This window comes from Pseudooceanicola sp. NS-SX8 (genome assembly GCF_057380755.1).
Genome location: NZ_CM170819.1, coordinates 2,136,537 through 2,150,948, shown reverse-complemented (window position 1 = coordinate 2,150,948; position 14,412 = coordinate 2,136,537). Strand labels below are relative to the sequence as shown.

Here is a 14,412-nt window from a genome sequence, read left to right as displayed (position 1 = left end):
CTTTGTCCGCAGCCCCCGGAAGTGTAGAACATAGAGCGAACATTCGAGTCGTGTTCCACCCTTGTCCCTGTTACCCAGTCCTGTCCCGCCTCATGCCCGCCCCTTCCGCCAGCCTCTTTGCCAAAGCCTACCCCCTGCGCCCCGCCCGCGTGCACGAGGTCTGCGGCCCCGGCGCCACGGCCTTTGCCGCCGTCTCCTGCGCCCGGGCCCGGGCAGGCGCCCTGCTCTGGATCCGGGAGGACTGGCCCGCCGAACGCCTGAACCCGCTGGGCCTGGCGCAGTTCTTCGACCCCTCCCGCCTGCTGCTGGCCAATGCCCCCTCCGCCACCGACGCCCTGGCCGTGACCGAAGAGGCGCTGCGCGACGCCGCCGTGGCCCTGGTGCTGCTGGAGGTCACCCGGCCGCTAGACCTGCGCCAGGGCCGGCGCCTGCAACTGGCGGCGCAGACCGGGGGCGGCACCGGGCTCTGCCTGATCCCGGAGGGCATGGGATCGAACGCCGCCGAAACCCGCTGGCGCGCCAGCCCGCTGCTAGATCAGGGCCCCGGAAGGAGTGAGGTTCGGGGGGATCCCGCAGGCCCCGATACAGTGCCCGATACAGGCCTCGATACAGGGCCCGATGCTGGCCCCGATGCCGGCGCCGGGGACTCGACTTTGCTGCGCTGGGATCTTATCAAGAACAAATCAGGAACATTAGGGGCGTGGGATGTCCGCTGGAACAGGAAGACGTATCGTCTCGATGTGGTTCCCCCGGTTGCCGAGCGACCGGGCCCTGCGCGCGCATCCCCTTGACGGGCCATACGCCCAGGTCCTGCGGGAGGGCAATGCGGAGCGGCTGCACGACCTGAACCGCGCGGCCGAGGCGGCGGGGCTGACGCGGGGCATGTCGCTGGCCGATGCGCGGGCCTTCTGCCCGGGGCTGGCCACCGATCCCGCCCGCCCCGACCGCGATGCGCGCTTCCTTGAAACCCTGCGCCGCTGGGCCACGCGCTATTGCCCCTGGGTGGGGCTGGACGGGGCCGGAGGGCTGATCCTGGATGTCACCGGATCCCCCCACCTGTGGGGCGGCGAGGCAGAGATGCTGGGCGACATGCGCGCCCGCGCGGCCCGCGCGGGCCTGGGCCTGCGGCTGGGACTGGCGGACACGCGGGGTGCGGCCTGGGCGCTGGCCCGCTTCGGCGAGGGGATCGCGGCACCGGGAGAAACGGCGGAAGCGCTGGCCCCCCTGCCCACGGCCGCCCTGCGGCTGGAGCCCGCCCAGGTCACCGGCCTGGAACGGCTGGGCCTGGCCACCATCGGCCAGCTGGAGGCCACGGCGCGCGCCCCCCTGGCCCGCCGTTTCGGCCCCGGGGTGCTGGCCCGGCTGGACCAGGCCATGGGCCGGCAGGGCGAGGCGATCAGCCCCAGCACCGAGCCGCCCCGCTACGCCACCCGGCTGACCCTGCCCGAGCCGATCGGGCTGCAGGACGACGTGATGGAGGGCACCCGCCGCCTGCTGGAGCGCCTGTGCGAAACGCTGGAGACCCGGGAGGCCGGAGCGCGCAGCCTGCTGCTGACCCTGCGCCGGGTGGACCGCGACAGCCGCGAGGTGGAGCTGCGCCTGGCCGCCCCCCTGCGCGATCCGCAGCGCATCCTGCCGCTCTTCCGGCGCGGGCTGGAGGGCGTGGACGCGGGCTATGGCATCGACCAGATGCGGCTGGAAGCGACGCTGGTGGAGCCCCTGCCCGCCCGCCAGCTGGCCCCGCGCAACGGCGGGTCCGGCCCCCATTCGGGCATGGCCCGGGTCGAGGACCTGGTGACCCGCATCGGCACCCGTATCGGGCTGGAGAACGTGCAGCGTTTCCTGCCTGCCGACAGCCACATCCCCGAGCGCGCCTTCCTGCTGGCCCCCGCCGCCTGGTCGGAGCCGGAAACCGGCTGGACCCCGCCGCGCCCGCGCCCGCTGCGCCTGTTTGCGCCCGAGATGCTGGAAGCCCGCGGCCCGCGCCCGCCCGAGCGCTTCCGCTGGCGCGCCATGCGGCTGGTCACCGCGCGGGCCACGGGGCCGGAGCGGATCGCGCCGGAATGGTGGTTCGACGACCCAGCCTGGCGGCGCGGCATGCGCGACTACTGGATGGTGGAAACCCGGCAGGGGCGCCGGCTGTGGCTGTTCCACACCCCGCAGGACCCGGCCTGGTTCGTGGAGGGGGAATTCGCATGACCTCCGCCCGGATGCCCGAAGACAATGCCCCCAACCCACCGGCGAAAATGAGTATTTACCGGCCCGATGAAAGAGCAGGCCCCGCTCTCTCATCGGGCCGGAAATACTCGAAATCCGACACCGGCCCGGAGGCCCCGGCCTATGCCGAACTGTGCTGCACCTCGAACTTCACCTTCCTGACCGGCGCCTCGCATCCCGAGGAACTGGTAACGCGGGCCGCCGAACTAGGGCTGGAAGCCATCGCCATCACCGACCGCAACTCGCTCGCCGGTGTCGTGCGGGCCTTCTCGGCGCTGAAGGAGCTAAGGCGGGCGGCCGAGGAGGATCTACAGATCCGGTCGCATCACCGGATGGATCCGTCGTCACGCACCGCCCTGCCCGCCAAGGGGGATCTGCCGCGCCCCGAGGTGCCGCGCCTGCCCCGGCTGATCACCGGCTGCCGGCTGGTCCTGCAGGACTGCCGGGTCGAATGGATCGCCCTGCCCCGCGACCGCGCCGCCTATGAACGGCTGTCGCAGCTCTTGACCCTGGGCAAGCGGCGGGCGGAGAAGGGCCAGTGCCTGCTGCACCTGGACGACTTGCTGCGCCATGGCGAAGGCCTGATCCTGATCGCCCTGCCCCCCGCCGATCTGGAGGCCGCGACGCGGCCCCTGCAGCAGATGCAGCGGCGATTTCCAGGGCATGTCTTCCTGGGCGCCGCCCCGCGCTACGACGGGTCGGACCAGGCCTGGTTCGATGCCTGCGCGCAGGCGGCGCTGAGAACCTCGGCCCCCATGGTGGCCGTGGGCGACGTGCTGATGCACCACGGCGCGCGCCGCCAGCTGGCCGATGTGCTGACCTGCATCCGCGAGGGGCTGACCATCGACCGTATCGGCCGCCGGGCACAGCCCAATGCCGAACGCCGCCTGAAGGCCCCCGGCGACATGGCGCGCCTCTACCGCCGCCACCCCGCCGCCCTGCGCCGCAGCCTGGAGATTGCGGCGCGCTGCGCCTTCGACCTGTCCGACCTCAGCTACGAGTACCCCGACGAGGTGTCGGAGGGCGAAGCCCCGCAGGACCGGCTGGACCGACTGACCCGCGAAGGGCTGCGCAGGCGGTGTCCCGATGGCATCCCCGATCGCTACCACGCGCTGGCGGAGAAGGAACTGGGGCTGGTGGAGGAGCTGGGCTTTGCCGCCTATTTCCTGACGGTGCATGACATCGTGCAATATGCGCGCTCCATTGGCATCCTGTGCCAGGGGCGCGGCTCTGCCGCCAACTCGATCCTGTGCTGGGCGCTTGGCATCACCGATGTCAGCCCGGACATGATCGGCATGGTGTTCGAGCGCTTCATCTCCCGCCACCGGGGGGAGCCGCCGGATATCGACGTGGATTTCGAGCATGAGCGGCGCGAGGAGGTGATCCAGTGGATCTATGAGCGCTATGGCCGCGACCGCGCAGGGCTTTGCGCCACGGTGATCCATTTCCGCTCGCGCGCCGCGATCCGCGAGGTGGGCAAGGTCATGGGGTTGAGCCAGGACGTGACCGCCGCGCTGGCCGGGCAGATCTGGGGCATGTCGAGCAAGGGTGCCGATCCCGACCGCATGCGGGAGATCGGACTGGATCCCTCGGACCGGCGGCTGGGCCAGACCATCCGCCTGATCGGGGAGATCATCGGCTTTCCGCGCCACCTGTCCCAGCACGTCGGCGGCTTCATCATCACGCGCGGGCGGCTGGATGCGCTCTGCCCGATCGAGAACGCGGCGATGGAGGATCGCACCGTCATCGAATGGGACAAGGACGATATCGACGCCCTGGGCATCCTGAAGGTCGATATCCTGAGCCTTGGCATGCTGACCTGCCTGAGGAAGAGCTTCGACCTGATGGAGGAGCACGAGAAGCACCGGCCCACGCTGGCGACGGTCCCGCAGGAGGACGGGCCGACCTATGACATGCTGTGCCGCGCCGATGCGGTGGGGGTCTTTCAGGTGGAAAGCCGGGCGCAGATGAACTTCCTCCCCCGGATGCGGCCGCGCACCTTCTACGACCTGGTGATCGAGGTCGCCATCGTCCGCCCCGGCCCCATTCAGGGCGGCATGGTGCAGCCCTATATCCGCCGCCGTCAGGGGCTGGAGGAGCCGGAGCCCTTCGGCCCCGCGCTGGCCGAGGTGACGGCCAAGACGCTGGGCGTGCCGCTGTTTCAGGAACAGGCGATGCAGATCGCCGTCGTCGGCGCGGGCTTCACGCCGGAGGAGGCCGACCGGCTGCGGCGGTCCCTGTCGACCTTCCGGCGCATGGGCACCATCGGGGTTTTCCGCGACAAGTTCGTGGGGGGCATGCTGGCCAATGGGTACAGCGAGGAGGTGGCGGCGCTGTGTTTCAGCCAGATCGAGGGGTTCGCCGATTACGGCTTTCCCGAGAGCCATGCGGCGGCCTTTGCCATGCTGACCTACGTATCTTCGTGGCTGAAGAAGCACCACCCGGCGATCTTTGCCTGCGCCTTGCTGAATTCGCAGCCAATGGGGTTTTACGCGCCCGCCCAGATCGTGCGGGATGCGCGGGAACACGGGATCGAGGTGCGGCCCATTTGCGTCAACGCTTCCCACTGGGACAACAAGCTGGAACGCCGCACCGATGGCGCGCTGGCGCTGCGGCTGGGGTTCCGGCAGATCAAGGGGTTCCGGGAGGAGGACGCCGGGTGGATCGTGGCGGCGCGGGGCAATGGCTATCCCGATCCGGAGAGCCTGTGGCTGCGCGCAGGCCTCGCCCCTGCGGTTCTGGAACGGCTGGCGGAGGCGGATGCCTTTGCCGGTCAGGGCCTGACGCGGCGCGACGCGCTGTGGGAGGTGAAGGCGATCCGCGCGCCGAGGCCGCTGCCGCTGTTCGACGATGCGCTGGATGGCGAGGGCGCGCGGGAGCCGAAGGTGGAGCTGCCGGTGATGCATCTGGGGCAGGAGGTGGTGGAGGATTACGTGTCCATGCGCCTGTCGTTGCGCGCCCATCCGCTGGAGCTGTTGCGGCCCTCCCTGCCCGGGCTGACCCCGCATTCGGAGCTGATGCAGACGCCCCATGGCACCCGGCTGTCGGTGGCCGGGCTGGTGATCACCCGGCAGCGGCCCGGCACGGCCTCGGGCGTGATCTTCATCACGCTGGAGGATGAGAGCGGGGTCAGCAACGTCGTGGTCTGGCCGAAGCTTTACGAACGTTACCGGCGGGCGGTGATGGGCGGGCGGCTGCTGCGCGTGACGGGCCGGATCGAGCGGGAGGGGATCGTCATCCACCTGATCGCGGAGCAGATCGAGGATCTGTCGCCCCGCCTGTCGGATCTGGGTCACCCGCTGGACGAGGCCGTGGGCGTGACCCAGCCGCAGGCCGATGACGCGCCGCGCCCGCGCCGGGTGCAATCGGCGGCACGGCATCCCCGCGAACAGGCCAAGCGGCTGTTCCCCAGCCGGGATTTCCATTGAGGCCGCAGCGATGAGTGCATACGCCCCGCCGACTATGACCCGAAAATGGGTCAAAATTCAAATTGACCCAAAAGTGGTTACACGGCACAGTCCCCCCATGGCAGAGACGACATCATCCTACCACGGCGTCCTGATGGGCGACATCGTGCAGAGCGAAAAGGCCCTGTCGCCCGAGGCGCTGCACGCGGCCTTCAACGCGGCCATCGCGGAGGCCAACGCCGCCCATGCGGATGCGCTGGCCTCCCCCCTGACGATCACGCTGGGGGATGAATTCCAGGGGCTGACACGCAGCCTGTGCCAGGCGCTGGACGTCATGCGGGACCTGCGGTTCGGCCTGGGCGATCGCCGGATCGCCTGCCGTTTCGTGCTGGGCCTGGTGGAGCTGCGGACAGAGGTGAACCCCGACCGCGCCTGGAACATGATGGGGCCCGGCCTGTCGCGCGCGCGGGAGAAGCTGGAGCAGAAGGCGGCGACGACGCTCTACCGGTTTTCGCTGGCCGGCGATCCGGTGGGCGAGGCCCTGCTGGACGCCGTGGGCGCCGGGCTGACCACCATCGAGCAGGGCTGGACCGACCGGCAGCGACAGGACATCGCGGCCCTGCTGGCCGGCGTGACGCCCAAGGCGCTGGCGGCGCGGCGGCAGGTCAAGGTGCACAGCATCTACAAGGTCCGCAGTTCCGGCCATTTCGACGCCTACGAGATGCAGTGGCAGGCCCTGCGCCAGGCGCTGGAGGCATGGGACCGCCAGTTGGGGCTGCCCCCGAATGTGGCCCCAGACATGGCCCCGGATATGGAACAATGACCGAAGCATTTCCCCCCTGGCTGATCCTCTGGGGCCCCTGGCTTCATGCCTTGGCCTACACGCTTGTCGCGCTCTGGCTGCTGACGGGACTGGGCAACAGCGCCTGCCGCCGGATGTTCCTCTGGACCGGGCTGACCGCAGGCGGTGCGACACAGGCGGAGGCGGAGCAGGAAAGCGAAGAAGAAAGCGCCCGGGCCGGATGGATCATCGGCATCCTGGAGCGGCTCATCCTGGCCCTGGGCATCCTGACCCATTCCTGGGAGGTGCTGGCCGCGGTGATCGCGCTGAAGACCGTGGGCCGCTTCAAGGAACTGGATGACAAGAGCTTTGCCGAATACTTCCTGGTGGGGTCGCTATTCAGCCTGCTCTGGGCCACGCTCGTCTCCAGCGCGTGGATGGTCTACGACCACCAGCTGGGGCAGGATCTGCGCGGGCAGCTGATCGAGATGCTGGACCCCGAAAGCCCGCCTTCCGGCACGCCGTGACCTGCAACTGACGGGTCACTGACTGGCCCTCAGGACCGCGCAAACAACAGGGCAAATGCGGCCCCACCAAAGACGGCGGTCACGGGGACGTGAAACAAGGTATTGATATACATCAATTTACAAGACGTATCTCAGGTGTAGTTATATATACGTGAGCGTATGAATTTGACGTTCATGCCCTCGCCCGGGGCATCCGCAGCGCGACCGCGCGTCAGGAGAGAAAGGGGCCAGCAGGCCCGCACCCGAGCACCCCCTTCCCGTGCAGACCTGTCCCGCAAGACGACCGGCAGAACGCCGGCGACAAGAGGACGCCACCATGAACACGATCGGGAAAACCATCAGGAGAACTATCGGGCTCGAAGAGCACTTCATCATCCCCGAACTGATCCCCCACCTGGAAGACACCTACCAGAACATCAACAAGACCCTAGCCAGCCGCGCCGTGCCGCGCCTGCAGCAGCTGGGGCAGGAACGGCTGGACACCATGGCGGAAGCCGGGCTGGACCTGGCGGTGCTGTCCATCGCCGGGCCAGGCGTGCAGGTGGAACCCGATGCGGCCAAGGCCGTGCGCCTGGCGAAGAAGGCCAACGACGTCCTGGCAGAGGCGATGGTGCAGAACCCCGACCATTACGGCGGGCTGGCGCACCTGGCCATGCAGGACCCGACCGAGGCCGCGGCGGAACTGGAACGCTGCGTGACCGAGCTGAAGATGCAGGGCGCGATGATCAACGGGCAGACCCTCGGGCTCTACCTCGACAATCCCTGCTACGAGGTCTTCTGGGAACGTGCGGCGGCGCTGAAGGCGCCCATCTACATCCACCCGGGCAACCCGGTGCAGATGCCCATCACCTATGAAGGCGCCAAGGCGCTTTGGGGGCCGTTCTGGGGCTGGGGCGCGGAAACCGGCTCCCACGCGCTGCGGCTGATCGTCAACGGCACCTTCGAACGCCATCCCGATGCGCGCATCATCCTGGGCCACATGGGCGAGACGCTGCCCTTCCTACCCTGGCGTTTCGACAGCCGGCTGCCCACGGCCTACGTGACGGAGGAGCTGCCGCATCCGCCCTCCTTCTACCTGCGCCGCAACATCACCTGCACCACATCCGGCGTCTGCGATGACGTGGCGCTGCGCTGCACGCTGGACAACCTGGGCGAGGACAGCGTGATGTTCTCCGCCGATTACCCGTTCGAGAACCTCAAGGCCTCCTGCGACTGGATCGCGGCGGCGGATGTCGGCGAGGCGCGGCGCGAGAAGGTCGCCCACGGCAATGCCGAGGCGATCCTGCTGGGTCTGAAGGGCTAGGCCGGGACGGGGCGGTTCGCCGCCCCTCCTGCCGGGGAGATCGAGATGAAAATCCTGTCCTTCATGCGCAAGGTGCCCGCGGGCACGCTCAACGTGCCGATGGCGCTGACCGCCATCGTGCATACCTTCTGGCCCCAGGCGCTGCAGATCGGCGGCGCCACGACGGCGCTGTTTGCCAGCGGCACGACGACGCTGATCGGGCTGATGCTGTTCCTGACCGGGACCCAGTTCACCCTGGACGAGGTGCTGCCCACCCTGCGGCGCGGTTTCGTCCTGCTGCTGGTGAAGCTGGCGATCGGGCTCGTTGGTTCCCTTCTGGTGCTGCAGATCTTCGGCGCCGGGGGCATCTGGGGGATCTCTGCCATCGCCTTGGTGGCGGCACTGACGGCGACCAACCCGGGCATCTACCTGGCCATCGTCAACCGCCACGGGGATGAGATCGACCAGGCCGACTTCGGCCTGCTGAACCTGATTTCCGTTCCCGCCATCGCGATCCTCTTCATGGGGCTCAGCTCTGGCGGGGGGTTCGATTACATGGTGCTGGTGCAGGTGCTGGTGCCCTTCCTGCTGGGCATGCTGGTGGGCAACCTGGATGCGGATCTGCGCGCCTTCCTGCGGCCGGGCAGCGGGGTTCTGCTGCCCTTCCTGGGGTTCTGCTTCGGATCTGTCATCGACCTGAAGATGGTCGTGACGGCAGGGGCCACCGGGCTTTTGCTGACGGCGATCTACATCCTGGCCAACCTGCCGATCCTGTTCCTGGTGGACCGTTACCTGCTGAAACGCCCGGGCTATGCCAGCTTCGGGGTGGCCAGTGCCGCCGGGATTTCCACCAACGTGCCGGTGATCTACGCCGCAAGCCACGCGGACTACGCGCAATATGCCTCGACCGCGGCGGCGCAGATCGCGGTGGTGGTCGTGGTGACCTCCTTCCTGATGCCCTGGCTGGCCGGCAAGGTCGCGGCCCGCAGTACCGCCAGGGAAGAGACGGGCGACGCCGCTGCCGACGCCCCCGCCCCGAAGGCCTGATCACGGCCCGGTGCCCCGCGCGGTCAGCCCGCTGCGCGGGGGTCATTGCCGGGGCGCGCGGCCTGCCTGAAGGTGCCCAGATCCTCGATCGCGTAGCCGCCCGGATAGCTGGGACGCCTGCGCGCCGTGATCAGCTTCGGCCGGCGCCGTTGAGGCAAAAGGCGAAGCAGGCGCGCGCGCAGGCGCAGGGCGGAGGGCACCGCCCGTTGCAGCCAGCCTGGCGCGGGGGCGAACCCCATGGCGGCCAGCAGCGGCGGATCCATCAGCGCCAGCGCCGCCGGACGCCCCAGGGGCCAGAGCGGAGGCGGCAGGTAGAACCCCAGCATCAGGTCCAGCGTGGCCTTGCCGATCCGCGCGTTGCTTTCGGCAAAGTGGAACTCCCGCGCCTCGTAGGCGCGATTGAAGGCTTCGAACGCGTCCGGATCCTCGGGGATGTCGGTGATCCCCATGCGAGTGCCAAGATCACGGTAATAGGCGAAGACCGCCAGGCGTTCGGCCTGCGACAGGGGACGCCAGCCGAAGCGGTCAAGCCAGCGGATCGGCTCGAAGACAAAGGTCGACAGGACGTAGAGATACTGGTCGTTCGGGATGCGGTAGCGGCCGTGCATCTCGTTCATGCGGGCCAGGGCCGCCGCCCCGCGCGGATGATCGGGGCCGTTCTCGACGATCTCCGACAGGATCAGCTCCGTATCGTCGTAGCGCTTGCGGGGGCGGGCTTCGAATTCGCCGGTGCGGACCAGCAGGCCCGAGATGCCCGGCACCGCGTAGGTCCGAAAGAGTGCGAATTCGAGCGCCTTCTCCACGTCCCAGGGAAAGTCCCATGAGGCCAGCGTGAAGACGATTTCGCGGGCGTCGGCCACGGGATCCAGTCGGGCGGTGTCGGGACGGGTCGTCATCGGCTCTCCTCCGGGTCCGGCAAAGGCGGTTCGGGCAACTCCGGTTCGGGGCAGTATCGGTGGGGCCGTCCCGCCCGGCAAGGGGCCAGACCGGTTGGTCGGGATCAGCCCTGCCCGCGTGTGCCTTCGATCCGGATCCGGCTATCGGGCTGCAGCCGGGCGCGCAGGCGACGCGACAGGGCATCGACGGCGACGGTCAGCAGCACGGTGACCAGCAGCAGCGCCATGACGCGGTCAAGGCGCAGTTCCTCCACGTTCTTCTGCACGTAGAACCCCAAGGTGCCGAGGCCCAGCACCCCCATGATGGCGCTTTCGCGCAGGATGATTTCCCAGCGATAGAGGCAGAGGGCACGGAAGTTCGGTGTCAGCCGCGGCAGCAGTTCCCACCCCCAGAGGGTCAGCCCGCGCGGCGCATCGGGGCGCAGCGGCAGGGTATTGGCCTGGCGGCCCAGCAGGTGGGCGATGATGGCGCCGTTGTGCAGGCCTAGGGCAAGCACGGCGGGGAGCATCGAGGGGCCGAGGATCTGCAGGAAGAGGAAGGCCAGCATGTATTCCGGGGTGGAACGGAAGAGCACCAGCACCCCGTGGCCGATCGCAGCGCCGATGCGGCCCGCGACGCGCGGCACGATGGCCGGAAACGCCAGGGCCGCCAGAAGGCCTGCCAGCACCAGCGCCAGTTGTCCCATCACCATGGTTTCAACGACGCCGGGCCAGGCCTGCTGCACGAAGACCTTGTCGAGCCAGCTTTCCCAGCGGCCAGAGTGCACGGGGGCGGGCACGATCTCGGTCAGGAAGCGCGCCAGGGCGCCCGATCCCATGGGCGGCACCTCGACCCGTGACAGCGCCCAGAGGGAAGCCAGCAGGTAGAGCGGCATCAGCCGCCAGCGGGCCCAGTGGCGGATCGGCAGGATCAGCAGGAAGAAGACGCCCAGCACCACCACGGCGCGGTCGTAATGGGCCTGACGGAACCAGGTTTCCAGTTGGAAGCCCAGCGTGGGCAGGCCGATGAAGCCCAGCACGGCCGAGCTGCGGAGCCCGCATTCCAGCCGGTAGAGCGTATAGGCGGAGGCCTGCGGCAGGATCGCCGGGAAGCGCGCCCAAAGGAGACGCGTCACCACCGGCAGCCCGCGCGGCAGGGCCTGGTCGCCGCCCCTGCCCGCCTCTTCGAGGTATTCGGAGAAGACCTTGGCGAAGATCCCCGTGTAAGGCAGCCCGATGGCCAGCACGCCGGTCAGCGGCGACAGGCCGGTGATGTTCATCAGCAGCAGCGCCCAGAAGAGTTCGTGCAGCGCACGGATGGCGATGCAGAAGAGCCGGACGCCGCGCAGGTGGTAGAGCGGCGCCAGCAGCAGCCCCGCCGCCGCGCCCAGCCCCACGCCGCAAAGCGCGAAGGCCAGGGTCAGCACCGCGCCGGAAAGCAGCGACATCGGATCGGTGAAGTCGGGATGCAGCAGCCCCTGCCCGATGGCCGCCAGCGTCAGCCAGGGATCGGGCCGCGGGGCGGAGAGATCGGCGAGCCAGAGCGCCAGAAGCGTGGCCAGCGCGAAGCCGGCCGTCACCTTGCGCGCAGCGCTCATGTGTAGAGGTCCATCAGCCGGTCGCGGGTACAGTCGGCCACGGGGGCATCGAGCGCCACGCGCCCGCCCTTCAGCCCGATGATCCGGGTCGCCGTGTCGAGCGCCAGCGTCACGTCATGCAGCGCCAGCACCGAGGTGGGGAAGCCGGCAGCCAGTTCCCCCAGCAGCGCCGCCGCCTGTTTCGGGTCCAGCGCCGAGACAGGTTCATCCCCCAGCACCACCGCGCCCCCGCGCAGCAGGGCACGGGCCAGTGCCACGCGCTGCCGCTGCCCGCCGGAAAGGGAGGCCACGCGACGGCGGCCCAGGCCCGACAGGCCCACGCGGTCCAGCACGCCGTCGACCCGCGCCCGTTCCGCCGCCGTGGGGCGCAGAAGGATGCGCAGGTTGCGCGCCGTGCCCGAGTCATCCAGCAGGCCCATCCAGCAGTTGTGGAAGACCGACAGCGGCCCGACCAGCCCGTGATCCTGCGGCACCAGCGCCACGCGCACGCCCGACAGCCGGTCCGTCAGCGCCGCCAGCAGCGTCGACTTGCCCACGCCCGACCGGCCGAGCAGAACCACCCGCTCCCCTTCCTGCAGGGACAGGTTGACGCCGGTCAGGACGGGGCTGTCGCCCCACCCCAGCGTTTCATCGGCAAGCCTTGCGAGGGCCCCCGCCGGGGCCCCCGGTTGCAGGGCAGTCATCAGTCGATGATGTCCAGCTCGCGCGCCGTCTCCTCGATCGGAGCATAGAGCGCATTGTCCGCCTCGATGAACTTCGAGCGCGGGAAGGAGGCGAGCAGATCCTCGTCCGTCATCTCGAGCAGGGCCGCCTGCACGCGGTCTGCGAAGCCTTCGCCGAAGCGGGCATCGACATCGCCGCGGATGGTCCAGTTGTAGTCGGGATAGGCCGGGGTCTGCCAGATGACCTTGGTGTTGGCCACCTCGGGCGCGCCTTCGGTCACGGCCTGTTCGTAGACGGTGTAGTTGAGCGCGCCGACGTCATAGGCACCGGAGGACACCAGGCGCAGGGTCTGGGCGTGGTCGCCGGAGAAGCCCACGTCGGCGAAGACGTCATCGGGGGCGCCCAACTCCTGGCGGATGTAGAATTCCGGCATCAGGCGGCCGGAGGTGGACCCCTGCGCGCCGAAGGTGAAGCTGTGCCCTTCGATGGCAGTGGGGAACTCGACCGTGGGGTCGATGCCCGTCGCGCTGTTGGTGATGAAATAGGTCACGAAGGCCGCATCTTCCGCGCCCTGCGCGATGGCGCGGGAACCGTCGACACGGGCCCGCGCCTGCACGCCGGACAGGCCGCCAAACCAGCCGAGCTGGATCTGGTCGTTGGAAAACGCGGTGACGGCGGCGGCGTAGCTTTTCACCGGAACATAGGCGACATCGACGCCCAGCTTTTCGGACAGGTAATCCGCCACTTTGCCGAAACGTTCGACCAGGCGGGTTTCGTCATCATCGGGGATGGCGGAGAAATAGAGGGTATCGGCCGCCGCCGGGGTGGCGAAGGCGGTGAGCAGCAGCAGTGCGATGCGTTTCATGATGGGCACTCGTGACGAGGGTTGCGGTTGGGGCGCCATGCCCCGCGAAAGGATCGCCCCCGGCACGCAGCCGGAGGCGGGTGTGTTGCCCGGGGTCGTGGGGACCTCAGGCGAAGCGAACGCCGCTGCCCGCGGCCATGCGGCCAACCGGGGTTGCGGCGTCGAATCCGTGGCGGCGGAAGATGGACAGAACCTCCTCCGCCGTGTCGGGCGCGCAGGAGACCAGCAGCCCGCCGGAGGTCTGCGGGTCGCAGACCAGGGCGCGGTCGAGCTCCGACAGGTCGTCGGAAAGGGTGATGCTCTCTCCGTAGCTGGTCCAGTTGCGGTGCGAGGCGCCGGTGATGTTGCCGGCCTCTGCCAGGGCGCGGGTCGAGGACAGCAGCGGCACGGCGGACCAGTCGATCTGCGCCTGCAGGCCGGAGCCGCGCGCCATTTCCAGCCCGTGCCCGGCCAGGCCGAAGCCCGTCACATCGGTCATCGCATGCACCCCCGGCAGCGCGGCCAGGTCGGGGCCCGGCGTGTTGAGCCGGGTCATGGTCGCGATCATCTCTGCATACTGGGCGTCCGACAGCAGTTCCTTCTTGAAGGCGGCGGAGTAGATGCCGACGCCCAGGGGCTTGCCCAGGATCAGCACGTCGCCTTCCCGGGCCTGGTCGTTCTGTTTCATCTGCCCCAGGTCCACCAGGCCGATGGCCACCAGCCCGTAGATCGGTTCGACCGAGTCGATGGTGTGCCCGCCCGCGACGGGAATGCCAGCGTCGGCGGCGGCCTTGGCGCCCCCTTCGAGGATCTTGCCGATGGTTTCGGGCGCCAGGCTGTTGACCGGCATGCCCACCACGGCAAGCGCAAACAGGGGCCGACCGCCCATGGCGTAGACGTCGGAAATCGCATTGGTCGCGGCGATGCGGCCGAAATCCTCCGGGTCATCCACGATGGGCATGAAGAAGTCGGTGGTGGCCACGATCGCCTGGCTATCGGAGATCTTGTAGACCGCCGCATCATCGGCAGAGCCGATCCCCACCAGCAGTTCCGGCGGCACCGGCAGTGCCTTGGTGCCCTTCAGCAGGTCCGACAGCACGCAGGGCGCGATCTTGCAGCCGCAGCCGCCACCATGGCTGAGCGAGGTCAGGCGCAGTTGGGGTGCAGTCAT

Annotated in this window: 12 protein-coding genes; 7 read left to right on the top strand and 5 right to left on the bottom strand. The window is 69.2% G+C overall.

Going from position 1 to position 14,412, the window contains the following annotated elements:
- The first annotated feature begins 92 nt into the window (after positions 1-92).
- From AC2IR1_RS09820 to AC2IR1_RS09790, 7 genes are all read left to right on the top strand, one after another.
- Positions 93-791, top strand: coding sequence for an ImuA family protein (locus AC2IR1_RS09820; protein WP_486476100.1), 699 nt, complete (start codon positions 93-95; stop codon positions 789-791).
- Complete coding sequence (locus AC2IR1_RS09815) at positions 706-2,199, top strand: Y-family DNA polymerase (protein WP_486476099.1); 1,494 nt, start codon at positions 706-708, stop codon at positions 2,197-2,199. The genes AC2IR1_RS09820 and AC2IR1_RS09815 overlap by 86 nt, the downstream gene beginning before the upstream one ends.
- Positions 2,196-5,645 (top strand): error-prone DNA polymerase, encoded by a 3,450-nt coding sequence (locus tag AC2IR1_RS09810; protein WP_486476098.1) that lies wholly within the window; start codon positions 2,196-2,198, stop codon positions 5,643-5,645. Before AC2IR1_RS09815 ends, AC2IR1_RS09810 begins: the two co-directional genes overlap by 4 nt.
- Before the next feature lie 97 nt (positions 5,646-5,742).
- Complete coding sequence (locus AC2IR1_RS09805; RefSeq protein WP_486476097.1) at positions 5,743-6,447, top strand: SatD family protein; 705 nt, start codon at positions 5,743-5,745, stop codon at positions 6,445-6,447.
- Complete coding sequence (locus tag AC2IR1_RS09800) at positions 6,444-6,932, top strand: hypothetical protein (RefSeq protein WP_486476096.1); 489 nt, start codon at positions 6,444-6,446, stop codon at positions 6,930-6,932. Before AC2IR1_RS09805 ends, AC2IR1_RS09800 begins: the two co-directional genes overlap by 4 nt.
- A gap of 316 nt (positions 6,933-7,248) precedes the next feature.
- Entirely contained in the window at positions 7,249-8,235 is a 987-nt protein-coding gene (locus AC2IR1_RS09795) for an amidohydrolase family protein (protein WP_486476095.1), read from the top strand.
- Between the two features lie 45 nt (positions 8,236-8,280).
- Positions 8,281-9,261: a 2-keto-3-deoxygluconate permease gene (locus AC2IR1_RS09790; RefSeq protein WP_486476094.1), complete on the top strand. Its 981-nt coding sequence runs from the start codon at positions 8,281-8,283 to the stop codon at positions 9,259-9,261.
- Between the two features lie 23 nt (positions 9,262-9,284).
- On the opposite strand, the gene AC2IR1_RS09785 is transcribed toward AC2IR1_RS09790, so the two are convergent.
- The 5 genes from AC2IR1_RS09785 to selD form a co-directional block, all read right to left on the bottom strand.
- Positions 9,285-10,157, bottom strand: coding sequence for an oxygenase MpaB family protein (locus AC2IR1_RS09785; protein WP_486476093.1), 873 nt, complete (start codon positions 10,155-10,157; stop codon positions 9,285-9,287).
- 104 nt (positions 10,158-10,261) lie between these two features.
- Complete coding sequence (locus tag AC2IR1_RS09780; RefSeq protein ID WP_486476092.1) at positions 10,262-11,734, bottom strand: PhnE/PtxC family ABC transporter permease; 1,473 nt, start codon at positions 11,732-11,734, stop codon at positions 10,262-10,264.
- Entirely contained in the window at positions 11,731-12,417 is a 687-nt protein-coding gene (locus tag AC2IR1_RS09775) for an ATP-binding cassette domain-containing protein (RefSeq protein WP_486476091.1), read from the bottom strand. Before AC2IR1_RS09775 ends, AC2IR1_RS09780 begins: the two co-directional genes overlap by 4 nt.
- Positions 12,417-13,262 carry a putative selenate ABC transporter substrate-binding protein gene (locus AC2IR1_RS09770; protein ID WP_486476090.1) on the bottom strand — a complete coding sequence of 282 codons (846 nt, stop codon included), beginning with the start codon at positions 13,260-13,262 and terminating at the stop codon, positions 12,417-12,419. The genes AC2IR1_RS09775 and AC2IR1_RS09770 overlap by 1 nt, the downstream gene beginning before the upstream one ends.
- Positions 13,263-13,368: 106 nt before the next feature.
- Entirely contained in the window at positions 13,369-14,412 is a 1,044-nt protein-coding gene (gene selD, locus AC2IR1_RS09765) for a selenide, water dikinase SelD (protein WP_486476089.1), read from the bottom strand.